The organism is Paenibacillus sp. RC67, from assembly GCF_030020805.1.
In the GTDB taxonomy this organism is placed as follows: Bacteria; Bacillota; Bacilli; order Paenibacillales; family NBRC-103111; genus Paenibacillus_S.
This window is the reverse complement of record NZ_CP125098.1, coordinates 3,485,328-3,510,764: the sequence shown is the minus strand read 5'-3', so window position 1 is coordinate 3,510,764 and position 25,437 is coordinate 3,485,328. Positions and strand designations below refer to the sequence as shown.

Sequence of the window (25,437 nt, the reverse complement as noted above, 5' to 3'; positions counted from 1 at the left end):
TTTATACGGAACAACTGATGCATTCTTCGACGGATAAATGGTTGGTCCGCGTATAATAAAGAGATTTCAATCCCTTTTTTGCTGCGTAAATATAGTAGCGGGCAAGCTGCCTCGTTGTAACATCGCTGTTGACATGCAGTACAGTAGATATGCCTTGATCCACATGCACTTGAATCTCTGCGATCAAATCCAGCACTTTGAATTGATCCATTTGATAAGCCGATTTATAGAAAAAGTAGTTATCTCTGCTCATGTACGGCATCGGATAATAGGTGGTTGAGTTCGCATAAGTTCGGGTTTCGATCTGCTCCACTATTGGCATAACACTTGATGTTGCGTTCTGAATATAGGAAATGCTCTGCGTCGGCGCAATTGCCATCCGGTATGCATGATATAAGCCATAGGTTTGAACAGCGTTCTTCAGATTCTCCCAATCTTCCGGAGACGGAATCGGCATCCCTTGAAACAACTGTTTCACTTTGCTTGTGACAGGTCTATAATCTGTATCCGTATACCGGGCGAAATAATTGCCGTTGACATACTCGGATTCTTTGAAGCCTGTAAAAGTAATACCCCGCTCTTTTGCAATCTCCATACTCTTTTCTAATGAATGGAAATTCATCATCATAAAAAAGGTTCGAACGAAATCTATAGCTTCTTCGCTTTCATAAGCGATTTTATTTTTGGCCAAATAACCGTGAAGGTTCATCGCTCCGAGTCCGACCGAATGCATCTCTTGATTCGCTTTCGCAACCCCCGGCGCATTGGCAACGGTCGTCATATCGCTAACCGCTGTGAGTGCAATCATCCCTTCGTAGACAGATTCCCTGACCTTGTTCCGCTCCATCACGTTAACGATATTTAAGGATGCAAGATTACAACTTATGTCACGGCGGATTAAGTCTGGTTGCCCATAATCAGTGATTTCCGATGTCTCTTGCAGTTGGAATATTTCTGTGCATAGATTGGACATTTTGATCGCACCTAGATTTTTCAGGGCATGAGAACGATTGGCATTGCTTTTATTCATAATGTATGGATAACCGGATTCTAGCTGAATCATCGCGATTTTGATTAGCATGTCGCGAGCGCTCATCACATTTTTCTTGCTAACACGCTCATCAGCTAGAAGTTGGTCGTACATGGTGTCGATATCCATATCATCCAAATGAGTTCCATAGGCTTTATAAACAGAATATGGAGCAAAGACATGCAGCGGTTTGTTTTCCTCAGCTAGCTTATAAAACTTGTCAGGAATGATCAGACCGATCGACAAGGTCTTGAGTCGTGTTTTTTCGTCTGCGTTAATTTTCTTGCTATCCAGCAGCTCCATTACGTCCCATCCGAAAATGTTGTAATAAGCTGCTCCCGAACCTCTGCGCTGACCCATTTGATCTGCGTAAGAAAAAGCATCCTCCATTAGTTTCAGCACCGGCATGATTCCTTTCGCCGCACCTTCGACACCCTTGATCGGCTCTCCGCGACCGCGCAATTTGGACAAACTGACTGCCACGCCACCACCGATTTTGGAAAGCTGCATGCATGTAGCAAGCACATAGTTAATCGAGTTGAGCGAATCATCCATCTCCAGCAAAAAGCATGATACCAATTCACCGCGTCTGCTTTTACCCGCATTTAAAAATGTAGGGGTCGCGGGCTGCATCCGCTGCTCCATCATGGCTGCAACCAACAGTCTAGCGGTTTCCATATCACCTCGAGCCAGATACAAAGCTACGATCGAGACTCTGTCCGGATAATGCTCCAAATATAAGGTGCGGTCGTTGCTTCTTACTGCGTAATCCGTATAAAATTTGGACGCCGCCATGTAAGACGGAAATTCGAATCGATAGCCATGAGCTATGCTATAAATTTCTTCGACTTCAGCCGACGTGTATTGTTGATAGACATCCTCATAATAATCGTTATCGATCATGTAACGTACTTTCGATGTCGTATCCGTGAATCGGACGCTTTTATTATGGACTTCCTCCATAAATGCCTTTACCGCTTCCCTATCCTTGTCCAACTGAAAAAAACCATCCTCGTCTCTTTGCATCAACAAATTGTTTAATTCAATATGCAGCAACCAGGCTCACCTCCTGTTTAAACTGTTCTACATCCTTATTCGTTCCTGAAAGCTCAAACTTGCTCAATATCGGTACCTTATATAACTTCGCGATATGATCAGCGCTTCGGGCAAACCCTTCACCCCAGTTACGGTTGCCGCTCGCCGATACACCGATTAAATTCGAATGGTTCTTTCGTAGAAAGGACATCACTTTTTCCGGCACCTGACCGAACCCGGTTGTATAGGTGACTAAAACGAATGGTTCGTTTACAGCCATTTGATCCTCAATTTGAAGCGTAGGCATATTCAGCTTCTCGACAAAACGGCGCACATTTCCCGTCTTGGTGTCGTAAGCAATCAACATAATTCTTCTTCCCCTTTCATCTCCCCCGACGAAGCAGACAATAAAACAGCGCGTCCGGCAGTAAGAAGGGCCGAATGCGCTGAAGCAAGCATGTAAAATTGCACATACTACATCAAGGACAAAACGGACACCTTCCTGTTCTCCGCAGGTTGTGTCAATGAACAGGCAGGTCTCCTGGCTCGAGGATCAACGCTATCGTTCCGCCTTCCCAGCTTGTTCATCACTAAGCCAGTGGCATAAGGAAACGATACTCCTCTCTTACAGTGGCGGGACCGCGCCGGTTTCTCACCGGTCTTCCCTTTTAAGCTATTTGGTTTCAGCGAACGAAATAGCACCTGTCACAACAATATATAGTTGTTAATTAATAATCTATATCAATATATGGTATTTGTCAATTGATAGTATGACTCATATTATTAATAGGAATCAGCCTATTATTCTTAAATAAGCATTTGGAACTAGACGTAGCAGGCTACCTTAAAAGCGCTTTTTGCAGAAAAAATGAGCCGGTGCAAAGTGCACCGCCCCATAAATAACATTTATTTATTTAGTAGCTCAATCCTGGATAAAGCGGGAATTGGGCAGTTAAATCCTTAACCATACCCCGTACTTTTTCATGCACAGCTTGATTCGACGGATTTTTTAATGTCAATGCAATGATTTTTGCAATCACTTTCATAGCTTCTTGATCCATGCCTCGGGCGGTAGCAGCAGGTGTACCAATCCGAACACCGCTAGTAACCATTGGCTTAGCTTGGTCAAAAGGAATAGCGTTCTTATTCACCGTTACACCCACTTCGTCCAACAAATGCTCAGCCTCTTTACCGCTTATATTAAGGCTGCGAAGGTCAATCAGCATCAGGTGGTTGTCTGTACCTCCAGATACAAGGTCGATACCTTCTGTCAATAGTGCTTCGGATAGGGTTTTGGCGTTATTCACAACGTTCTGTCCATAGGTTTTAAAATCCGATTGAAGTGCTTCGCCAAATGCAACAGCTTTAGCTGCTATAACATGCATCAATGGTCCGCCTTGGGTACCCGGAAATACCGCTTTATCAATAGCAGCAGCCCATGGCTTAGAGCACAAGATCATTCCGCCCCTAGGACCGCGCAGCGTCTTATGCGTAGTGGTTGTAACAAAATGCGCATGGGGAACCGGGCTAGGGTGCAAGCCTGCTGCTACAAGACCTGCAATATGCGCCATATCCACAAAGAATAACGCGCCAACATCGTTTGCAATGGAAGCTAATGCTTCAAAATCGATGATACGCGGATAGGCGCTGGCACCGGCTACGATCATCCGTGGCTTATGCTTGAAAGCCAATTTGCGAACCTCATCGTAATCGATAAGGGAATCACTCTCTCTAACTCCGTAAGACACAAAGTTATATAATATGCCTGAAGCATTCACAGGACTTCCGTGAGTTAGGTGACCTCCATGCGCCAGATTCATTCCAAGTACTGTATCGCCAGCCTTCAGAGCAGCCAGGTAAACGGCCATGTTAGCTTGTGCCCCGGAGTGTGGTTGTACGTTCACGTGCTCAGCACCGAACAATTCCTTAGCACGGTCACGAGCGATATCCTCCACGATATCGACGTACTCGCAACCACCATAGTAGCGTTTGCCAGGATAGCCCTCTGCATACTTATTCGTCAGTACGGTACCCATCGCTTGCAAAACAGCTTCACTTACGAAGTTCTCCGATGCGATCAATTCAATCTTGTCACGTTGACGGCCAATTTCCAAATTCATAGCCTCAACTATTCTAGGGTCTTGTTTACGTAATTGTTCCACAGTAAAATCCTCCACTTTGTTTATACACTGAATTTCACTTTACCATTTGAAGCGTTAAGTAACGCTCACTCATTTATTAGACAGTTGCTTCATGCTTAGCGCGAGCCGCTTTTGTTGCTTGGACCATATTGCGCAAGGAAGCGACCGTCTCATCGAGTCCGCGGGTTTTCAGTCCGCAGTCAGGATTAATCCAGAACAGCTTAGGATCCAATACCCGCAAGGCGCGTTCAATCATCGCTGTCATTTCCTCGGCACTTGGAATACGCGGACTATGAATATCATATACGCCTAAACCGATCCCCAGCTTGTAGGTGTTCAACTCGAAGCTATGAATCAATTCACCATGACTACGGGATGTTTCGATGGAAATAACATCTGCATCCATCGCTTCTATCGAATCAATCATGTCATGGAACTCGCAATAGCACATATGCGTGTGAATTTGAGTTGTGTCCTGCACAGTGCAGGTGGCAATCCGAAAAGCTTTGACGGCCCATGCCAGATAATCAGCTTGCTCCTCTTCCTTCAACGGCAGCCCCTCGCAAACCGCAGGCTCGTCTACCTGAATCATGCCAATACCCGCTTGCTCCAGTGCCTCTACTTCTTGTCTCAGGGCATAAGCCAATTGGTAGGCTATTTGCTCACGCGGAATATCTTCGCGGACAAACGACCAATTCATTATGGTAATCGGCCCGGTCAGCATACCTTTAACAGGATTTTTCGTGCGGGACTGAGCGTACTTGGTTTCTTCAACCGTCATCTCGCCTGAAAAAGCTACATCACCGTAAATAACGGGTGGTTTAACGCAACGCGAACCGTAGGATTGAACCCATCCATTTTGTGTAAACGCAAAACCTGCAAGCTTCTCGCCGAAAAACTCAACCATGTCGGTACGTTCAAATTCTCCGTGCACGAGAACGTCTATTCCGATTTCCTCTTGGATCTTGATCCAGATATCGATTTGCTCCCGGATAAAGTCAGCATACTTCTCGTTGTTCCATTCGCCCTTCCGCCACAATTGACGCGCTTTTCGTACTTCTGCGGATTGTGGGAAGCTGCCTATAGTCGTTGTTGGAAATAGCGGCAGTTGCCATTTGGCCTGTTGAGCGGCATAACGCTCCGTAAAAGGTCGGGAACGCAAAGGCTCTTGCGAACTGATAGTCGCAACGGCATTCTGAACTTCACTGCGATTGCGCTCTGCTGATTGCTGAAGCGCTTGAATGGCTTGATCATAGGCTTCCAGTTGATTTAGGATCTCTGTATCTGCTGAAGATATGGCTTTTGTTAAAAGAACAAGCTCTTGAAGCTTTTCATCTGCAAACGCAAGTGAATCTTTCAATTCAGATTGGAGCTTAGTCTCCCGTTCAACCGTTACCGGTACATGAAGCAAGCTGCATGAAGACTGTACGATTAGGTGTTCAGCTGCTACAAGATCAGTAAGCTCCTTAAGCAGCTCCAGCTTTGTACGTAATGAAGCCTTCCATATACCGCGGCCATCGATAACTCCTGCTCCTAATACCTTGTCCTTAGGGAAACCTAATTTTTTAATCGACTGCATATTACCGGAGAATCCGTGTACGAAGTCCAATCCTATTCCTTTCACTGGCAGCTTCACAATATCACTGTAGTTCTCTACCGATTCAAAATAGGTTTGAAGCATAATGTTCAGATTTGGCACAGCTACGGCAAAGGTCTCATAGATTGTATTCAAGCGCTGAACATCAGCCTCGGTTAGCTTGGTTACAAGAATCGGTTCATCCATTTGAACCCATTGAACTCCTTCTTCAGCAAGCTCTTGAAGGATTTGCACATAGAGCGGTAGCAGCTTTTCCAACCATGCATCCGTCTCCGACGTACTATACCCTTTGGAAAGTTTGAGGAAGGTCAGTGGTCCAACGATAACCGGTTTCCCTTCAATACCCAGCTTCTCCTTTGCTTCACGATAAGCTGCGAGTGGTTTATTCTCGGTAAGCACCGGCGTTGCACCGGACAGTTCTGGTACAATATAGTGATAGTTGGTATTAAACCACTTAGTCATTTCGCTAGCTGCGGCACCCTTCGTTCCCCTGGCAACCCCGTAATAGACCGACAAAGGTACGGCTCCACCCTCATATGGAAAACGGCTTGGAATAATGCCGAACATCGCCGCTGTATCAAGAATATGATCGTAATAGCTGAAATCGTTGACTGGAATAAAATCGATGCCTTGTTCTTGCTGTTTACGCAAATGATTCAAACGAATTTCTTGCAGTTGATTATGAAACTCTGCTTCTTCAAGCTTGCCCGACCAGAATGCTTCAAGTGCTTTCTTCCATTCACGATCTGCACCAATTCGCGGATATCCCAATACACTACTCTTTACCATCATGTAAAACTCCTCTACAATTTGTTACAAAAAACTTACCACATGTTGGCTGATATAGTGTAATTGGATTATGCTATATCTAGTTATAGTCTGAAGCTATAACTAAATCTGCAAGTTACTGCTATTCTTCTGGTGCATATAAAAAAGACACCCTCACCTCAATAGAAATTAAGGTAAGAATGCCCGTGTTAGCTTGATGAATAGAGTTAATATTAGGACAAGTTTTATATCGTTTTCTTGTGGACAGCCGCTGCTCGCAGCACGCCTTTCGCCCCGTTACCAGTTGGATTAAATCGTTGATTATCAAAATAGTAGGACTTTTGTTCCTGGAGCGGATTACCATGAAGTAAATGCTCCCTAACAAGCATCTCTGCAGTTTCCGGAGTCATTCCTTTATACCAGGTTCCTTCTGGGTATACAATAACGACACATGCATCCTCGCAGCGACCATTGCACTTCGTTCTAGTTGTATGAATATAATCTTCAGCCCCTTGCAATGCGATTTCCGCACGTATTGCTAAAGTGACTTCATCACCTTGGTTACGCAAGCAGCTTCCTCCATTACAGATCAAAACATGATGCTTTGTCTTCGATAAATCCCAAGTTGACATTTCATTCCCCCTTATCAAATGACAACATAAAAATGAGTTCAAACTATGTATCTCTCTAAACTATGCTCAACTATCCTCGTAATGAACGCATTAGGAAGATCGTTAACTAACTAGGATGGATTCCCTCATCTTGGCAGTATCTACGCTAAAACATAACTGCTAAATCACTTTCTGTCAATTTTCAGTAACGGGTGATTGCTTGCTGAGAGCGGAATCGTAACATTTCTCCAGGCTATACTTTAAATCGATCGATAGATTGATGCAATTGACCTGCCATTTCACTTAAATGCCGGATCGAGCCTGTAATATGTCCCATCGATGTCAACTGTTCCTTTGTCGATGCAAGAATATTTTGTGTACCGTTTGCATTCGCTGCTGCAACCTCGGCAATCGCATGGATGGCTTGAGCGACGTGGACTGTGTCCGCTTCCATACGGCAAGTCACTTCAGTTACTTCTGTCATTTCCTGATCGATCTCCGTGATCGATTGAACGATAAAACTGAACGATGCACCCGCATGGTTCACGTCCTGCAATCCGGAATCAACAACCTTCGTACTCGTATTCATCAACATCGCCGCTTTCTGAGTTTCCTCTCGGATAGACTCAATTAACTCTAATATAGTACCTGCAGATTGCGCTGATTGACTAGCCAACGTCCGCACTTCTCCTGCGACAACGGCAAATCCCCTGCCTTGTTCGCCTGCGCGTGCCGATTCGATCCCTGCATTCAAAGCGAGGAGATTCGTCCTGCGGGCTATGTCGGTAATGAGTTGAATCGATTTCTCGATCTCCATAGACCTCTCCTGAAGTCCATCGACCACTTGCTTCATCGCAGCCATCACCTCATGAACCTCTGTCATTTGTTTCATGGCAGTTCTTATAGCGTCATGGCCCTGAATGGCGGCTTCCTTCGCATGGTCTACGGCTAAGGACATATGACTGGACTTTACGGCAATTTGTTCGGCATGTCCAGAGATCACATCCATGATGCGTGAGCTTTCTTCTACGCTAGAATGCTGCTTCTCCGACCCTGCCGCTACTTCCTGCACTGTGGATGCAATTCGTTCTGAGGCTTCCCCGGTTTCTACTGCACTTGAATTTAAACGGGTGGAATGCGAAGCGAATTGCTCTGCATGGTTGCCGACCTGCTGAATAAGATCTCTAAGCTTATGTACCATTAGATTGAAGGAGGCTGCCAACTCTCCGAATTCACCTTTAGATTTGATTACAATCTGTCGAGTCAGATCTCCTTCTCCCTCTGCTATTTCTTTTAGCTGTCGGCTGACTAATGCTAACGGACGAGAGATGCGGGCAGCCAATATCATACCGAATGTAAGGGCAATAAGAATGGCCGCTGCGCTGGCAATGACTATCATTTGACGTGTGGACTCTACAAGCTGCGCATTCTTTTGATATGCTTCATTCATCAATTTCTCTTGCTGGTCAACGACCGTCTTAGACACATTCTTGATCTCCGAACCGGTAGGAAGCACTTCTGAACTGATGAGCTTCTGAGCTTCTTTTGGGTTAGTCTTCAACAGAGCTACAACCTTATCTGCCTGTGTCTGCAGCTTCTTATTCAGCAAGGCAATTTCCTTAACTGAAGCTTGCCCTTCCTCCGACAAATTATTGGACACTTTACCGACCAAGTCATTCAAATCTCTATTCGTCGATTGAAACCCTTCCAGATATTGACTCTCATTAACTACAAAGTAGGCGTTAAGGAAGTTCATCTGCTGAGCCGCATCGAACTGAATGACATGAGAATCGAATGCAGCTCGTGCCTGAACTTCAACCAGCGCGTTATACGATTCATTGACCGTCTGTAAATAACGATAAGACATCCCCCCAATAACACCAAGCAAAAGCGGAGCAATTAGAAAGCCGATGACAATTTGTTTACCAATGGATAATTTCATGTTGTAGACCCCCGAGTCTTAATTAGTACTAAAAGACTATATACTGCCATACATATTTTACCTCACAGCTTGTTAAGATTGTGTTAAAAAATAGAAAAAGCCCCCTAAAACAGATTTCTCTGTTCAAAGGAGCATTTGGTAATTAATGTATTTAAACCTTTCAGTATTACTTCCAGCGAATAATAATGTCGATCGGATAACGTCCCGAATTACGGCCATAAATAGCGAGCCCGCCTGCCTCGCCTTCAACTGTGCCCTCAGACACGGAAAGCCGCATAGTGAAGCTGCCCTTATCTAGAATACGGGCAACGATTCGGCTTGGGATAAGGATCCGCTGTAGATAACCGTATGAACCGGCCTCTTCCAGCTTGCGGTCATCAGCTTGATAATGCCAGGATAGCACGCCCCGACTGTCCGCTGGATCGTCCTGCAAATAAAGCTTGCGAAGATATTCTCCATCCACCGAAACATCAACATAAGATGGATGATAGCTTTCGTCCGTCATGAAGTATGAGTTGATATTCATACCCGGGTCCATCTTCGCGCCATGCATATAGGATATATCATGCGGTTTGGCGGTAATCATCTCTTTATCTTTACCGAGCACGACTTTAGCCCCGGCTTCGAAAAGCACTTCGATTTCCCCTACCGAAGAAGTGTTATTATTCTCAGGTAAAGAGATTTCATACTCAAAAAATCCTGCCCCACCACCGTTCACTTTCTGTTCAAATAACGCCTTCCATTCAAAATCCCACTGAGCCGATGTGTAAGCTGCTGGGCGAATGCTTAGCCATTCTCCTTCAACGGCATAAACTCCATTTGAATCACCGCTCTGGACATCGAACGTAATAAAGTTACGCGTAATGACGGTCCCCTCCGTCGTTTGAAGAACAACAGCAAGTACAGCAACCGCATCAACCTGCGGCATCTTCAACTGCACTGTCTCCAAGGGGCGTACTCCATAGCCGTCCCATGCAATCTCAAGCTCTCCCATCCCGGCTATTGTTTTCCCTTCAAGACTGTCGTAATATAACTCCCACTTCAGCTGCAAGGACTGTCCATGATAACGTCCGGAATAGCTGGATGCAAGTAGAGGGACTTCTATATCTTCACCGGGACTAACCGTTTGGCATGGTGGCCCATCGATAACGATAAAATCCGGTGAATGCAAATCTTGCAAACTCATCCCCGGGCAGAACTCGCCGTAACCAAAATCCTTCTCTTGTCGGTCCATCCTGTAATAACCGTTAAATTCATTAATAACGTCATGAAATTCGGTAAAAATAAATCCACATAGTTTATCGTGCCTGCGGAATTCATTAATCATGTACCGGTAGTGCCAGGCTAGATCGCTATCCCCAGCGCTGCCCTCAATTCCCCACACGGCCCCGCACTCGCTGTTCATGAGAGGAGCGTCGCTCTGAACATTGCCGCCAATGTAATTAAATGACGAGCCTGGATACGTCTTATCCACCACTTCCTGTACATGATTGCGAACGGTCTCGTAACCATTAAGATAAAAATGCCAGGTATTCAGATCGGTTTCTACATGATCGTGGTTGCAAGGGGAGTTATCCTCCACCAGCCTTGTCGGATCTTCCTGCTTTGCCCATTGATACACAGATCGTACCCATTCCTGCGTCTCCGTAAGGTACTGTCGTTTCCCTGACTCCTCTTTAGTGAACAGTCCCCAGGTTTCATTAAACACAACCCAGGATATAATCGAAGGATGATTGAAATCCCGCTCGATAATTTCTTTTGCTTCTCTTTCGTAGGCTGTTCTCGCGATCTCATCCGGTTCACCCCAAAAACAAGGCATATCCTCCATGACCAGTACACCTAGCTTATCAGCCCAATAAAGCTTGACTGGCTCCTCCGGCTTGATATGAATACGCACAAAATTCAGACCCAATCGCTTCAATCTCCAAATCTCATCTCGAATAAAATCCTCACTCGGGAAAGTGAAGTAACCATCCGGGACAAACGATTGATCCAATGTTCCATTCAGAAATACAGGTTCTCCGTTTAATGTAATCCATTGATAATCCCGACCATCAAACTTGGAGCTCCCGATTTCACGAATACCAAAATAGGTCGAAATCCTATCCTCTCCACTATCTGCGGATTCATTACGAAGCTCTAACGTTCCTTCATACAGAAAAGGCGATTCCGGACTCCACAGGCTCGGTGATTCCACTTGAAATGATGTTTGGAATGGATTATTGCCTTGAGTCAGCTCCAATGACATAGAATGATCTATCGTCCCGTTATCGAAAAGAAAACGAAGCTCTGCACTCCCCGGGCGATCTGCCTGAATCGCGCCTTTAACTTCAACAGTCCCGTCAATACGCGTAACGAACCGTGCTGAAGCGATATAATTTTGCGGTCTTGACTCCAGCCAAACCGTCTGCCAAATGCCACGAAGCTCGCCATAGCCTTGTTTTCCGCGCGTTTGGTAAGCCCCATCGTCATCTTGAACGCGCAGAACAATACGATTGTCCTCCTCAGGCCTCCATGCATTCGTCACATCGAATTCAAAGCTGCCGTAACCGCCATCATGAGTCCCAATCTCTATTTGATTGACCCATAACTCACAACGGTAATCAACCGCACCAAATAGGATAAACACTCGATCTTCCTTCTGCTGAGGCTTCCAACGGATCGTTTTGCTGTACCAAGCAATTCCTTTTACGTCTTCTCCAATGCCTGATAGAGGACTGACCCAAGAAAAAGGGACTTGAATCTGCTGCGTGAATGCCGGCCCATTGGCTAAATACCACTCTTCCGTAATGCCATTATCCTTGCTATCGAACATAAAATCCCAGCTGCCATTCAAATTAAGCCAATCATGTCTTTGCCAGTCAGGCCGCGGATATTCCGGTCTTGTGATTTGGTTAGGAGTGTTTTTTTCAGTTTCAATAAATGTCATTATCAATCACTGCCTTCTTATTTAGTATGGTTTTAACAACTGGCGCGCACGATTAATGTGGTCTCGAACATTTCCTCATAATACTCGTGCTCTGCCTCTCCCTTTATTTTTTTCAAAATGATCTCAACGGCTCTATGAGCGATATTTTCTTTGGAAATATGAATGGTTGTTAAGGGAAACGGATAATACAATTGGGATTGGATGTTATCGTACCCTACAACTTTCATTTGCTCCGGAACTTGAATTCCCGCTTCCTGTAGAGCATAGATGGCTTCCCAAGCAACGACATCGCTGAATGCAAAAATACCCGTAAAATCGCATCTGTTTAGAATGATTTGTTTCATCAAGGAATACGTATTTCCATGCGTGATTTCATGTCGGATGACAAGCTCCGGCTTGTAATCAACCCCGTAAGCGGCAAGCGCCCTTCTATACCCCTCCTCTCTTTCTCTTGCACAGGACAGATGACTAGGCCCGTTCAGCAGTAGTATTTGCTTCGAGCCCTTACTAAGTAAATGCTCCGTTGCCAGAAAACCACCATTCACATCATCCGTGATTAGATAGTCCGTACGCTCCTCTTCAAAATGCCTTCCGATAAGAACGTACGGAATCTTCGCCTGGTTCAGCAGAATAAGACTTCGATTAGACTCTTGAACGGGGAACAGGATGATTCCGTCAACACCTTTATTCATGGCAATGCTAATAGCCTGTTCCTCCAGCTCCTGATTCTCTCCACTATTGAGCACAAAGACGGCATAATTGTTTTTTCTGGCGGATATCTCTATAAATCTTGTCATGATGGCAAAGAAAGGATTCGCCACATCGCTAAGGATGACGGCGATCGTTCTCGTCAAACCTGATCTTAATCCACTGGCTAGCCCGTTCGGGATATAGCCCATTTCCTGTGCGACATTGAGAATGGTTACTCTCGTTTCCTTCGCAATATCGTCTTTGTTCTGCAGAGCTCGTGAAACTGTATTTATGCTGAACCCTGTTTTTAAAGCGATGTCCTTTAGTCTAATTTTCATAGGATGGCCTCAGCCTTTGATTCCTGAAAGTGTAATGCCTTTGACAATATATTTTTGGAAAATGATGAACACGATAATAATCGGTATTGAAGCATATGCGTTGATCGTCATAGGCAGTGTCTCGTCCTGTGTATAGGAGCTGTTGAAGAACGGGATACCCACAGGCAAGGTCATAAGGTCTTCCGATGTAATGGATAAGAATGGCCACAAGAAATCATTCCAGGAGCCTAAGAATGCAAAAATCATCAAGGAAGCAAGCACCGGCTTGGATAGAGGAAGAAACATATTCCACCAAATGCGAAACATACTGCAGCCGTCGATTTTAGCCGCTTCCACCAGTTCACCAGGAATGCCGTCAAAAAACTGCTTCAAGACAAGCACGCCTAGCGGACCAGCTAAGGAAGGCAAAATGAGCGCAAAATACGTATCTAGAATATTCATACCATTGGCAACGATATAGAGCGAGATGATCGTCGCCTCTCCAGGGATCATCATACCGCCAAGAATGACCCAGAAAGCAATTTTTCTATAGCTGAAGTCGATCCGAGAAAGCGCAAATGCGGCCAACGAACCGAGCGTCAAGCTGCAAATAGGTATGATGCATGAAACGATCAAGCTGTTCATTGTCCACTTCAACACAGGCGCGTTTTCAAAAATATAGACGTAGTTGTCAAATGAAAACGGTGGCGAGAATCTTTGGCTTAATTCAGCGACCAAGCTGCCCTGCGGCTTAAATGACGTAGCAATCATCCAAGCAACCGGAAAAGCAATACCAATAGCTAAGGCATATCCGAATGCATAAAGGAGTACTTTCCCAACGGTCAATCTTCGGCTTCCTGCGTATTCGTTCATTAAGTTTTCTCCTCAATCTTTATTTCCGCTAAAAAACTTAAATTGCAAAAACGAAAAAGTGATCAAAATCAGGAAGAAAATAAATGACATCGCTGTAGCGCGTCCCAAATCATTGGCTGAGAAGCCGGTCTCATAAATATACTGGATCATGGTTCGGGTCTGATTACCAGGTCCCCCTCGAGTAACGAGCCATACTTGACCGAATATTTTAAATGATCCAATGACTTGAAGCACCGTTATCAGTACAAAAATTCCCCTCATGGCTGGCAATGTGATGTACTTGAGTTTTTGCCAATGATTGGCTCCATCGATAGTGGCCGCTTCATAATGCTCGGTCGGGATGTCCTGTAAGCCTGCTAGATAAATCATCATATTAAAGCCTTGGGTCCACCATAGCGTAATAATCACAATGGAAACCCATGCCAACCCGGGCTCACTCAGCCAGAATAATTCTTTTTCAATGCCAACGGTGTGCAAGATATGATTCAATAGACCGTTATAGGGCTTAAGTACAAAAATCCAAACGCTGCTAACAACCGATACCGATAAAATATTAGGTGTAAAAAAAACGGTTCTAAGGATCGTTCTTCCCTTTATCTTCTGGTCAATCAATAGAGCGAGCACGAATGGAATAAGAACTAAAACAGGGGTAGAGATCAATACGAACAAGGTTGTATGCCATAGCGATAACCAAAAATCAACATCTTGGATCGCGTAAATATAATTATCTAAACCGACAAAATGATCTTTCCCTACCAAAGTCCATTTGTGAAAGCTTACCCATAACCCATAGAATATAGGGACCAAAGAAAAAATAATGAAGAATATAAAATACGGAGCTATAAATGCCGAGCCCAACCACTCGTTATACCAATTGACTTTTCTTTTCGTTCGTGTTGCACTGGAAGGCTGTGGATCTGCGATCGTCGACGCCCCATTCATGTTATGACCTCCAATATCAGATTGGGGTTTTTGGGGTTACGGCTGTAACCCCGCTAGAATACGAATTTAGGGTTGTGACAAAATTTTTTCGACACTTTGCACGGCTTTCTCCAAACCTTTATCCACCGGTTCTTTACCTGCCCAAATCGCATCCAGCGCTTGAACCAGCTGATCTTTTGCCGGCCACATTTTCGGAGAGTTCGGCAGATATACACCGTCATTGGCAGCCTTGAGATAATCAGAGCGAAGCGGCATGCTCTTGAATTCCTGGGATTGTACAGCAGCAGTCGAAGCTGGGATATGGCCTGCTTTTGCCCACATTGCGCCGTGTTCCGATATCCATTTGGCAAAGGTCATCGACGCTTCGATTTTTTTCGGGTCTTTATTTTTTTTCTGCACAGGAATAATTAAAGTATGAGAATCTATCCAAGTAGCGGGCTTATCAAAAATTTGAGGAAGAGGAATCGCACCAAATTCCAATCCTTGCGTAGCTTCAAGCGTACTGGTAAACCATACGCCGGAAGGCAGCAGTGCTGCTTTGCCCGCTTGGAACGCAGTTCCAATATCCTGGAAGTTTTTCGGTACAAGTCCGCTATCGAAGAGCTTGAGAGTGTATTCTGCGGCTTTTTTACCTTGAGCGTTGTTAAATGTAGCTTTTTTCCCTGAAGAGTCCAACAGGCCAGGTCCATTCAACTGGTTGTAGAAAGCCCACCAAAGCCGATAAGGATCCTCACCGCTGGAGGATAGCAGCATCGGGTAAACGCCTTGAGGCGCATTTTGCTTCACTTTTGTTAAAAAGCCCATAAATCCGTCAGCACCAGGATCCATCTTCAACTTACCATCATCGCTTAGCAAATTCATCCCTTTCAATATTTTCTTGTTATAGTACAAGATGAATGGATGCGCATCCAAGGGCAGTGCATAATGCTTGCCATCAAACACGGTTGCGTTCAATATATTCTGATTGTAACCACTCCAGTCGACTGCACTGGCTTTGGCATAAGAATCCATAGGCTCGATGATTCCTAAGCTCACCATTTCGGATAATTTGGATGTGTGCGAAATACCTACATCGGGAGCTACCCCACCTGCAACAGCCGTTTGCAGCTTCGTATAATATTGCCCCCAGTCCTGGGTTAATGCCTTGACCTCTATCTTATCCTTATACTCTTCATTGAATTTTTTTACCATTTGATTCATGTTTTCACCATCGCCGCCACCAAACAAGTTCCAGTAAGTGAGAGTTACTTTTCCATCTTTAGAAGCGCTATCATTATTGTTCTTGGTGCCAGCACTGGAGCATGCATTTAATAAAAGCGAAGATGCAAGGATAATACTCATAGAAGATAACGTTAAAATCTTTGGATGTTTCACATTAACTCCTCCAATTCTAAAATAAATTATCCGTTCAAGCTTGATTAATGTGCATGGTACACCTCGAATAGCCATTCAATTGTATCCGCTTACAATGAAGCCTTTTAAAGAATGACACCTTTTGGAATGATAGGCCTCCTTCGCATTGGTTTGGTGAACCGGTCGATGTAGTGTAATTAACGTTCATGTTAACGTTCCCGGTATCGTTAATACAACATTACCCAAGGAATTCCAAAGTGTCAACGGTATTTTCTCGTTTTTTTGTTTATTACATAATATCCGTAATGAATGACTAATCTGAAGCATCTTTTACAATCCCAAGTTCAACGATATGACAAAAAAAGACCTTCGATACCACTTAAAGTGGATCTCAGGCCCTAGCTTTTAAGTATAAATAATTCTCATGATGATATCCTGATTATGATCGCCAAAATCTTTTCCGAAAAGGTTTATTCCGCCTATATGTTCCGCATTGGGCATGTTGCCTACCCGAAATTGAATCGATTGCTTCTTTTCCAGTTGAAGGTCATGCAAGGTTACATCCGATATTTTAACATCGTCTAGATAACTGCCTGAAGCATCTACCTTCCATGTTTTTAACAAGCCGTACTGCGTGTGATTGTCTGGAAACCACTGAGGGTTTAATTTCCCTCTTCGATCTCCGAAATCTCCCGGACAGGTCCATACGCCTATCTCTTTACGGTTGATCCAAACAGTAATATCCGAAGGCCAGTTGTGATCATACCTCGGAGCTTCCGAACACAACTCCATGGAAAATTGGACGGATTGAATTTTGGCATTCGGTACCGTCAACGTAGGAAATTTGTACTCTACGAATCCGCGACGAAACCAGATCATTTGCGCTGACATTCGGTTAGGATGAAAAAAAGCAGAGGGTTCATCGTCAGGCTTGCACACGCCATTATTATTTATCATCCCGCATGTCGGATGAATTTCACAATCCGTGTAAAACCCTACGGGCATATCAATTTGGTAACAGTTGGGATTATTGTAGCTGACATTCATATTAAGGTTCAAATGGATATCATCAAAGGTTCTTGTACAAACCTTCATGGTTCCTCTAGAGGCTCTCCGGATTTCCGTCATAATAATGCCCGCCTCTTCCATTACTTTCACATTCGAGGCGACTGTTGATACCGGCAAGTTTAACTTTTCTGCAATTTCCACTATGTTTTCATTTTGATTGTTTAATAGTTTTAGGATATTAATTCGTATTTCCGAAGATAAAGCATGGGCGACTTTAATCAGGCGATCGGGTTCATCTATCGTTAGCTCTAGCATAAAGTTATAGTTCCCTCCTCTTGCTCTACCTTTTGGGCTGCTTCTATTTATTATATTAATGATACTAAAATAAAGGAAGTTATTCCAAAAGGAAAAAGGAAGTCAGCAGCTGCACTTTATTTCTTTTCAATTTGAACTGCTTTATTAATTTCCTCATCAAGCTCTCTCAACACCGTGTTCACATCGCCAGAGTCTTTCAGGAAATCATCAAACTTTTTCGTAGTAAGAGGTTCGGCGATTTCTCTATATAAGTAGATCGGGTATTTGACAGGCTTGCTTTTTACAATACCTGTAACGTTTTTATTGTTCAAGGAAGGATCGTTCTGCCCGAACGCTTTCTGTATGGCCTCGTTCTTAAGCGGAGATACGCTGCCTGCTTTGGAGACGTTCATCTGGACTTCATCGGAGGTTAACACCTCGATCACCTGTAGCACTTGATCCATGTGTTTGGTTGTCGGGACCGCTCCTACCATATAGACGGTCGAATTTCCATATACATTCGGCACATCCTTGTAGAACGGATGCTGCACGACATCCCAATTAAGCCCCTCTTGCTCCGCCTCTTTAAGCCGTGAGAACAAGTTGGTTTCATTCAGCATAGCAATCGTGCGATCCTTGATGAATCCATTCACTCTGTTCTTATTCGGATCTTTCGACGGTTCGTTGCCAGGGATCGAATAAATTTGCTTCCCTAATTCGAACACGCGTTTCCAGCCTTCACTTGATATTATCGCCTTCTCCGTTTTATGGTCCAAATATTCCAGTCCAAGAGGTTGAGCCATTCTCACGATGCTCCCTAAGTCCCAACCACGATATTGAACACCGTTATCGACCCTTGTCAGCTTCTTGGCAAGCTCCAAGGCATCCTCCATAGTCATTCCGTCATGAGGATAAGGGACGCCAAATTTATCGAAAATTTCCTTGTTATAATAGAGTGCATGAAATCCCGCCTCTATCGGCAAACCATATAATTCGCCTTTTTCGGTTGCGGCGTATTGAATATCGTCCAGATAGTTTTGTGTGAATCGGCTCAAGTCTACTTTATTTTGTTGAAAGAGTGCTTTCATATCCATATTAAGCCCACGCTCTTTTAACCCTGGCATGTTACCGTTAAACGAGATGTAGAGGTCTGGAAGCTCACCAGCCGCAATCAACTGATCATATGTCTTAAATGAATTGGCACTTACAAGTTCCAACGTAATAAGGGGGTATTTCTTGGCGACCGGCTCGATATAGAGCCGCTTGAATTCTTCGGTTATGGGCAAATGAACGGCAAACTTAAGCGTAACGGGCGTCGTATCTACGACTTTTGCCAGGGGAGGTTGTGTTTGTTCGCTAGAGATCTTTTGCCCCGCTTCATCCTCCCCGCAGCCTGCTGCAATAATCATCAAGGATAGTGCTATGAACGTTTTCCAAGTTTTCAACGTTAATCCATCCCTTCTCTTGATCATTATTCTTACTGAATCTTGAAATTCGGGTCCACGCGCAAGAAATGTAATCGCTTTCTAACATTTAGTCCTTAATTCGCTTCCTTATCGTACTGCAAAGGATCGATTTAAAACCTCGTAATCTATTTCATCCTACACAGAAAAATATTTATTGAACATGCAGTATTAGTTCAAGTACAATATACTTTATTTCGATAAAGGAGCCGATGCATCTATGGATGCTTCAGCATTGTGGGAACAGTCGTTAATAATGTGTTCACATACATATTTCGAACGCAAGGAGAAGTTTGAACTGAACTTGGATTCCTATCCCATTTGGATGCTGTTTGTAGTTGAATCGGGCAAATTCCGGTTTCGGATAGGAGCGGAGTGCGGTGAAATAGGCGCTGGGGAGCTTATTTACTGTCCGCCGGGGTCTATGTTCCATCGTGAAATGGTGTCGCCATTGGAACTTCATCTTATAGGCTTCGAGTTTGCCGGCAGACAGCAGACGGAGCTCGCGTCATTGCTGCCATCTGTCAAATCGCACCCGACGGACCGCAAACGGCTCGCTTCAAATTTCGCCTATTTACGCAAGCTGCATCTCTCGGTCGATCCGCGAAGAGCCTTGCGTAAACAAATGATTCTAAATGATATATGGCAGCTCACTTGCGAGGTGTGGGAAGGTGAGCATCAGCAGGATGAGTTGGCACGACTAGCGGATTCGGAGGATACGCTTATGAACCGGGCAGCAGAATGGCTGTACCAGCATGCCCATATCCCATTCGGGATGAGCGAGCTTTCCAGTTTGCTTGGACTTAGTCACGTTCAGTTTACACGTCGGTTCCGGAAATCATTCCGCATGACCCCATCGGATTTCGTTAAATCATTACGAATCCGTAAAGCAGCCGGATTGCTGCTTGATACGGATTTGACTCTGAATCAAATCGCCACCAGCTGCGGTTATGAGAACGGCTTTTATTTAAGCCGCGTGTTTGCTCAAAACATGGGCATGAGCCCAACAAAATATCGAGAACAGAATCGGGTATAGTTCTCTTCAGATTGCCGCGTGGCGAGCGATTATAGCTGACTAAAAAGAGCCGGTCGTCATAGTAGAATGGTGATCGGCTCCTACACTTTTTCTTAGTCATTATTTTCCAGATGTTTGACGCAATCATATAGCAAATACTCCCACTGCTCACCGTTATTCTCAATAGTCGTTACGGAAGTATTGCTCATGTCGTTTCCGGTAGACTCGTCCTTCATCAGCTCCTTTAAGGTTTGACCCAGAAAATAACCATGAGTAACGACGAGAATCTTCTTGTCTTCAAACTGCGAAGCGATATCCTCAATAAATCTCATCCCACGGGACCGCATCGACTCATGGGTTTCTTGACCCATATCAAGCAATCTCCAATTGGTTCCCCACCGCTCGATCCTCTCCGATTCAATCGTATCGGCAATCTTGCCTCTGTCCATTTCCCTTAACCGTTCATCGAAGAAATCGACGGGTTTGCCTGTCGCATCGGAAATAATTTCGGCTGTTTCGCGCGCTCGCTTTAAATCGCTGGAAATAAATACATCCCACGGCTCATCAGAGAGTCTCCTCGCAACTAATGCCGCTTGTACTCTCCCTGTCTCATTCAGCGGATTTTGAGTGTGTCCCTGAGCTCTCTGCTCAATATTATGATCGGTAATGCCATGTCTAACGAAAGTAATCGTGGTCATCAAATTGTTCTCCCTTAGTAATTTATAGTGCAACCCACTGCCGTATCATTCGTTTCCGACACCGACAGTGGCTGTAATGATGGAAGCCACCGAGATGGTCTCCCCTTTTTTCGGGTAATAGGCTTTAATGCCTCTCGTGTTTTGCGACTCTGGATAACGGGTGTGAAGCGTAATTACCGCTTTGGGCGCAATCTGTTCGATCATGTCGGAAATCGCCTCGGGATGGGCATGCCCCCCGTTGGACAAGGAATAACCGGTGATACCATACTTTTTCAAAAATTTAGCAACATCGACATGATCAAGCTTAACGCTGTAATCCGACTGAATGAAATGTGACCGCTCCTGCAAATCGCCGAGGATTTCCAATTCAATCATATGGGCAAGGTCGGGAAATTTGAAGAAGTACACATACTCACTCTTTCTTTCAGCCATTTCTTCCAGAGAGATCGTTTCATAAGGAATCGCCATGCCATCCGTCACCGTTGCATCGACGATTCGGATCACCGCGTTAAGGGCGGGATGGCCTTCGAGAATACGCAAGCCTTCGCGGTTCGCAGTATACCAAATGATAGCATGTGAAGCCTCCATGGCGATCTTGCGTCCCTTCTCTGCAGCAATAGCAAGCATGTTGGCCATCCTTTCCAAGTCCCGCGGCGACATCTGCATGTATACAAGCCCTTCCGCATTGTCTACGATTTCCGAGAAGCGGGACAATAACTCATCTTCCGTCATCTGGTAAGAAGGCGCGACGGACGGATCGGATGTTAGGCGTGTTCCTTCAGTAATCAACAAATCAATCTGCTTGTCGCGGCACAAATCGATGAACCGATCAATTCGTTCGGGATGCTTGCCTTGACGGCGCCAATCTCCCGTATAAGCGATTTTGTGGGTGCCATCGTCAATAATAACGCCCGCCGCACCTGTCGCATTATGATCCATCTCGACAATTTGCATCGTAAATTCTCCCAAATCGATGACGCTCAAATCGTCGCATGCCTTTATCTGAGCTTTAGTATCCAAGCAATGGCCGCCTGCAACCATGCCCCGGAACAAGGAATGAGCGTCAAAGTTCATGTATACTGGGATATCTGGGTGAACATAAGGAAGTACCGCCATATGATCGGTGTGCATATGTCCGATAAACAGAGCGATCCTCTCATATTGAGGCAATTCGCTGTCTCCCCAAGCCCTCCGTACCTTTGCCGCGTCCAGTCCTTTAATATGCTCGGGATCGTACAGCTCAAGCATCGGCGCGGTCATTCCACCGAGCAAATATTGACGAAGCTCGCGCCCAGGTGTCGCGCCTACCGGTTCATACAACGTCAGCTGTTTAGGAAAGAGAAGACTGCTATGCTCGACTCCGAAATCGAATAATACTGCCTGATTTCCTTTTCCGTAAAGTACCTGCACGCCCCCAGACTTGCCTACACCGCCCCAAAAACTCAATTGCCCTTCCTGCAAAATGACCGCCTCCCAATCGGATAATAGATACTAATTAAGCCTGCACAACGCTATCATCTTCTAATGAAAGTATGGCTCCATACTCTCGTAATTTTTGCCTTATAGTCTGAACATCTACATCTTCGGGAGCCCTATTTTGCTGTACAGCTAAAGCAGCACCAATACCCACTCCTTCACCAACCGCCATACAAGTAGGCATAACTCGAGAAGAACCAAATACAACGGGATCCACACTTATACAACGTCCGCTTAACATTAGTCGTTTAACATCTTTAGAAATGGTGGCTCCGTACGTTATTCCATAAGGACCTGTAAGTGATCTAATAAGGGTTGAATCTCCTGAACCACTATGAATATCAATAATATAGGAACCTAATGCGATAGTGTCTTCTGGAATGACTCCATTGACAGCAGCCTCTTCGCGTATCATTTGCTTGCCTATAATTCGACGTGTTTCACGAATACCCAAAAACGGTGCTATTGAGGATAAATAAATATGTTTAAAACCGGGTATATTTTCTTTTAGCATTTGAATTAGTGGTATAATTTGTAAGTTTGATTCGATTTCGCCTCTACTTAACTCTTCTATTTTTGTACCATCAAAGTTCAGTATACGAATACAATTTAACGCAATATATCCTTCTCTAGGCAAGTTAATATAAATAATGGTGTCTCGATCAATAGGGCACTTTCCTTCTTTTCTGAGTTTAGAAATCGTGTTTTTTAATCCAACAAAAACATGATTTTCACTTGCTCGCAAAAAATCAGCTGTATAGCCAGGACGAATTTTCATGGATGTTCCGTGTTTTAATTCTTCAGGATGCTCTTCTAGGAAATCCATAAATCTCTCTAAATCAAAGCCTCCTACTGTAAACATTAACGTAGGCGGTTGAGTTTCTCCATTCGCATATTGCCCCTTTTCATACTCGGCTCCCGCCATAAATGCAACATCACCATCACCTGTCGCATCAACAAACACATCGGCGAATATCTCTATTTCCTTCCCTTTCCCTTTTAAAATAACTGATTTTAGTTCACCGTTATCAACATTAGTTCCAATAATCTCACAATGCAATAAAGGACGTACGCCATATTGCTTCATTTTTTCAAAGATAACGATTTTCATTAAATTAGGGTCAATCACTGTAGTTGAATTATGTAACGGACATTCTCTATGTCCGAACGCACCGCCCAATTCAATCAAACGATTCACGATCTCTTGCGGTAAACCTCTTGTGACCTGACGACCTTGAGCATCCAAAAAAGCTAGTAAAGGTAAGCCTATAGTCATATTTCCGCCTAAAAAGCCTTGGCGATCCACTAAAATGGTCTCCGCTCCCTCACGCGCTGCTGAAATTGCTGCACCCACTCCTCCGGCACCACCACCAAGAACAAGCACTTGCGTTTTCATTACTTGTCTTTCTGAACGCGTTTCCATATCGTACCCTCTTCCTTCTTTTATGAACTGTAAGCTGGGCAAATAAGGATGTATACGAGAAGACTGCTCTAACTCTGAAGCGGCCAGCCAACGTTCTTTTCTCAGATCTATTTCATTATACAAAGGAGGGGGAAGCCTGCACATGCAGTATTATTTCATATGGGATGCACTTTGTTTCACCTTTCTAAGTGCTGGAATACAATTACCTTTCTTGTACGTTTGCAATTCGTAATTTGGTTAAACGGTATTATACAAATAACCAGCTGCCATGGCAGCTGGTTATTGATACTTATCGTATAGGCTAATGAATTCTCAAAAAGCGATTCTATCTGTTAAACGGAGGCCGTTACTTTTTCATGGCCGCTTGGATATCCTTCGTTGCTTGCTCTTCGGCCTTACGGAATGCGGTATTCGCATCGCTGACCTTCTGCGCTACTTCCCTAAGCGCTGTAACAGCATATTTCGACGACAGGTCATCGTAAATTGTTCTTGGCGACACTGGTGCCGGCTTAGTCGGGTAGAAAGCTTTAATATTTTTGCCTTTCAGCTGCGGGAGGTCTTGACCGAACGAATCGAGCAGCTTTGTATTTTTCACGATAGGCATACCCGTACCATCCTTAGCAAACTTCACCTGCATTTCATCCGAAGTTAAGTAAGCCAATATTTCGAAGGCGACATCCTTATGCTTACTATTACTATATACACTTGCGAAAGTCGAATACATTTGTGAACCGACCCCTGGGGCTTCTTTAAATGACGGGAGCGGTACCGCATCCATATTCATATCCTTTGCAGCGTTGACCATGGTGCTATTGAAATAGGCGTACATGGCAAGGTTTTTATCTTTTGTAAACATTTCCGCTTCTTTTCCGTACTTTTCTTTCGGTAACTCAGCACCTGGAATGTTATAAAAACGTGCGTAATTTTCGGCCATTTGTTTGTACTTATCCGTATTTATCGTCGGCAGATTCGTCTTCCCATCGACAAATGGCAGCGACAGCTGATTTGTGTTAAGCATATGGCTAATAGAGGTCAAGAACCCGTAGTACTGAACGCCTGCGTCAGAACGGGAAACCTGCTTCGACAGCTCGTACAAGTCATCCCAAGTCATGCCTTCTTTGGGGTAGGATACACCAAATTTATCAAAAATATCCTTGTTATACATCAGCACTTCGGCAGTTGTAAAAATCGGGAGTGAGTCGATCTTGCCGTTGCCGAATTGTTTAATAAAATCAAAATTTGTCGTTTCCAGACGGTTCGTATCATAATTGGTCTTCTTGATGAGCTCAGTCAAATCAGTTGATAAATTCAAGTTCTGGAATTGTGGATAGTAACCGATGGAAAGAAGTACAATGTCCATATCTACCCCAGCCGAGATAACCTCTTCCATCTTGGTTCCTGTCCCCCACGGGATAAACTTCGGAGTAACAAACGGGAATTTCTCTTTGATCGCTGTACCCATCAAATCCATAAACTGCTCTTCTGTTGTTGCGTTATTCGGACGATAAAACGTAATTTCGACCGGATCCCGTTTGGCGTTATCCTGAACTTTAGCTGGCGTGGACTCCTTGGAACCTCCACCACTGCCGCATGCGGTTACCGTCAATAAAGATGCTGCAAGGATCGAGGAAATTATTAAGCGTTTTCTTTTTTTCATTGTATTAGCCCCCATAACTTCATCTGGTATCATCTGTCTTTAGCTTCCGGACAATATCGTAAAATAGATCCATGGCACATTCCTATCATAATTGAAAGATTATAACAGATTGCTATACAAAAATATCATAATTCTATTCATATTATGGATGCGTTTACATTTTAAATCACTAGAT

General features: G+C 44.3%; 18 protein-coding genes and 1 riboswitch. Of the genes, 1 reads left to right on the top strand and 17 read right to left on the bottom strand.

Annotated elements, in window-relative coordinates:
- Position 1 precedes the first annotated feature (1 nt).
- The 13 genes from nrdE to QMA13_RS16005 all read right to left on the bottom strand — a co-directional run bounded on the left by nrdE (position 2) and on the right by QMA13_RS16005 (position 18,975).
- Positions 2 to 2,086 carry a class 1b ribonucleoside-diphosphate reductase subunit alpha gene (nrdE, locus tag QMA13_RS16065; protein WP_282942579.1) on the bottom strand — a complete coding sequence of 695 codons (2,085 nt, stop codon included), beginning with the start codon at positions 2,084 to 2,086 and terminating at the stop codon, positions 2 to 4.
- Positions 2,073 to 2,432, bottom strand: a complete 360-nt coding sequence (gene nrdI / locus QMA13_RS16060; RefSeq protein ID WP_282942578.1) for a class Ib ribonucleoside-diphosphate reductase assembly flavoprotein NrdI — start codon at positions 2,430 to 2,432, stop codon at positions 2,073 to 2,075. The genes nrdE and nrdI overlap by 14 nt, the downstream gene beginning before the upstream one ends.
- Positions 2,433 to 2,579: 147 nt before the next feature.
- A riboswitch (cobalamin riboswitch) is annotated at positions 2,580 to 2,786 on the bottom strand.
- 193 nt (positions 2,787 to 2,979) lie between these two features.
- Positions 2,980 to 4,227, bottom strand: a complete 1,248-nt coding sequence (glyA, locus tag QMA13_RS16055) for a serine hydroxymethyltransferase (protein WP_282942577.1) — start codon at positions 4,225 to 4,227, stop codon at positions 2,980 to 2,982.
- Between the two features lie 76 nt (positions 4,228 to 4,303).
- Positions 4,304 to 6,592 (bottom strand): 5-methyltetrahydropteroyltriglutamate--homocysteine S-methyltransferase, encoded by a 2,289-nt coding sequence (metE, locus tag QMA13_RS16050; RefSeq protein WP_282943417.1) that lies wholly within the window; start codon positions 6,590 to 6,592, stop codon positions 4,304 to 4,306.
- A 224-nt stretch (positions 6,593 to 6,816) separates the two neighbouring features.
- Positions 6,817 to 7,203 (bottom strand): (2Fe-2S) ferredoxin domain-containing protein, encoded by a 387-nt coding sequence (locus QMA13_RS16045; protein WP_282942576.1) that lies wholly within the window; start codon positions 7,201 to 7,203, stop codon positions 6,817 to 6,819.
- Between the two features lie 232 nt (positions 7,204 to 7,435).
- Entirely contained in the window at positions 7,436 to 9,124 is a 1,689-nt protein-coding gene (locus tag QMA13_RS16040) for a methyl-accepting chemotaxis protein (RefSeq protein ID WP_282942575.1), read from the bottom strand.
- A gap of 166 nt (positions 9,125 to 9,290) precedes the next feature.
- Positions 9,291 to 12,053 carry a glycoside hydrolase family 2 protein gene (locus tag QMA13_RS16035; protein WP_282942574.1) on the bottom strand — a complete coding sequence of 921 codons (2,763 nt, stop codon included), beginning with the start codon at positions 12,051 to 12,053 and terminating at the stop codon, positions 9,291 to 9,293.
- 32 nt (positions 12,054 to 12,085) lie between these two features.
- Positions 12,086 to 13,081: a LacI family DNA-binding transcriptional regulator gene (locus QMA13_RS16030; RefSeq protein ID WP_282942573.1), complete on the bottom strand. Its 996-nt coding sequence runs from the start codon at positions 13,079 to 13,081 to the stop codon at positions 12,086 to 12,088.
- Positions 13,082 to 13,090: 9 nt separating this feature from the next.
- A complete protein-coding gene (locus tag QMA13_RS16025) occupies positions 13,091 to 13,933 on the bottom strand; it encodes a carbohydrate ABC transporter permease (protein ID WP_282942572.1) in 843 nt (280 codons plus the stop codon).
- A gap of 12 nt (positions 13,934 to 13,945) precedes the next feature.
- Entirely contained in the window at positions 13,946 to 14,875 is a 930-nt protein-coding gene (locus tag QMA13_RS16020) for a carbohydrate ABC transporter permease (RefSeq protein WP_282942571.1), read from the bottom strand.
- A gap of 66 nt (positions 14,876 to 14,941) precedes the next feature.
- A complete protein-coding gene (locus QMA13_RS16015; RefSeq protein ID WP_282942570.1) occupies positions 14,942 to 16,249 on the bottom strand; it encodes an ABC transporter substrate-binding protein in 1,308 nt (435 codons plus the stop codon).
- A 384-nt stretch (positions 16,250 to 16,633) separates the two neighbouring features.
- Positions 16,634 to 17,551 (bottom strand): ArsR/SmtB family transcription factor, encoded by a 918-nt coding sequence (locus tag QMA13_RS16010; protein ID WP_282942569.1) that lies wholly within the window; start codon positions 17,549 to 17,551, stop codon positions 16,634 to 16,636.
- Positions 17,552 to 17,667: 116 nt separating this feature from the next.
- On the bottom strand, positions 17,668 to 18,975 hold the full coding sequence (locus QMA13_RS16005; RefSeq protein WP_282942568.1) for an ABC transporter substrate-binding protein: 1,308 nt from the start codon (positions 18,973 to 18,975) through the stop codon (positions 17,668 to 17,670).
- A 238-nt stretch (positions 18,976 to 19,213) separates the two neighbouring features.
- Here QMA13_RS16005 and QMA13_RS16000 point away from each other — a divergent pair, with 238 nt between their 5' ends.
- A complete protein-coding gene (locus QMA13_RS16000) occupies positions 19,214 to 20,029 on the top strand; it encodes a helix-turn-helix domain-containing protein (protein ID WP_282942567.1) in 816 nt (271 codons plus the stop codon).
- Between the two features lie 92 nt (positions 20,030 to 20,121).
- On the opposite strand, the gene QMA13_RS15995 is transcribed toward QMA13_RS16000, so the two are convergent.
- From QMA13_RS15995 to QMA13_RS15980, 4 genes are all read right to left on the bottom strand, one after another.
- Positions 20,122 to 20,706, bottom strand: coding sequence for a histidine phosphatase family protein (locus tag QMA13_RS15995; RefSeq protein WP_282942566.1), 585 nt, complete (start codon positions 20,704 to 20,706; stop codon positions 20,122 to 20,124).
- A gap of 45 nt (positions 20,707 to 20,751) precedes the next feature.
- Positions 20,752 to 22,167, bottom strand: a complete 1,416-nt coding sequence (locus tag QMA13_RS15990; protein WP_282942565.1) for a hypothetical protein — start codon at positions 22,165 to 22,167, stop codon at positions 20,752 to 20,754.
- A gap of 34 nt (positions 22,168 to 22,201) precedes the next feature.
- Positions 22,202 to 23,728, bottom strand: a complete 1,527-nt coding sequence (locus tag QMA13_RS15985) for an FAD-dependent oxidoreductase (protein WP_282942564.1) — start codon at positions 23,726 to 23,728, stop codon at positions 22,202 to 22,204.
- Between the two features lie 223 nt (positions 23,729 to 23,951).
- Positions 23,952 to 25,262 (bottom strand): ABC transporter substrate-binding protein, encoded by a 1,311-nt coding sequence (locus QMA13_RS15980; protein WP_282942563.1) that lies wholly within the window; start codon positions 25,260 to 25,262, stop codon positions 23,952 to 23,954.
- Positions 25,263 to 25,437 lie beyond the last annotated feature (175 nt).

Coding starts and splice junctions, on each gene's coding strand:
- QMA13_RS16035 (WP_282942574.1), bottom strand. CDS start 12,053: ATGACATTTATTGAAACTGAAAAAAACACTCCTAACCAAATCACAAGA.
- metE (WP_282943417.1), bottom strand. CDS start 6,592: ATGGTAAAGAGTAGTGTATTGGGATATCCGCGAATTGGTGCAGATCGT.
- nrdI (WP_282942578.1), bottom strand. CDS start 2,432: ATGTTGATTGCTTACGACACCAAGACGGGAAATGTGCGCCGTTTTGTC.
- QMA13_RS15980 (WP_282942563.1), bottom strand. CDS start 25,262: ATGAAAAAAAGAAAACGCTTAATAATTTCCTCGATCCTTGCAGCATCT.
- QMA13_RS16040 (WP_282942575.1), bottom strand. CDS start 9,124: ATGAAATTATCCATTGGTAAACAAATTGTCATCGGCTTTCTAATTGCT.
- QMA13_RS15995 (WP_282942566.1), bottom strand. CDS start 20,706: ATGACCACGATTACTTTCGTTAGACATGGCATTACCGATCATAATATT.
- QMA13_RS16020 (WP_282942571.1), bottom strand. CDS start 14,875: ATGAATGGGGCGTCGACGATCGCAGATCCACAGCCTTCCAGTGCAACA.
- QMA13_RS16030 (WP_282942573.1), bottom strand. CDS start 13,081: ATGAAAATTAGACTAAAGGACATCGCTTTAAAAACAGGGTTCAGCATA.
- QMA13_RS16025 (WP_282942572.1), bottom strand. CDS start 13,933: ATGAACGAATACGCAGGAAGCCGAAGATTGACCGTTGGGAAAGTACTC.
- QMA13_RS16010 (WP_282942569.1), bottom strand. CDS start 17,551: ATGCTAGAGCTAACGATAGATGAACCCGATCGCCTGATTAAAGTCGCC.
- QMA13_RS16000 (WP_282942567.1), top strand. CDS start 19,214: ATGGATGCTTCAGCATTGTGGGAACAGTCGTTAATAATGTGTTCACAT.
- QMA13_RS16045 (WP_282942576.1), bottom strand. CDS start 7,203: ATGTCAACTTGGGATTTATCGAAGACAAAGCATCATGTTTTGATCTGT.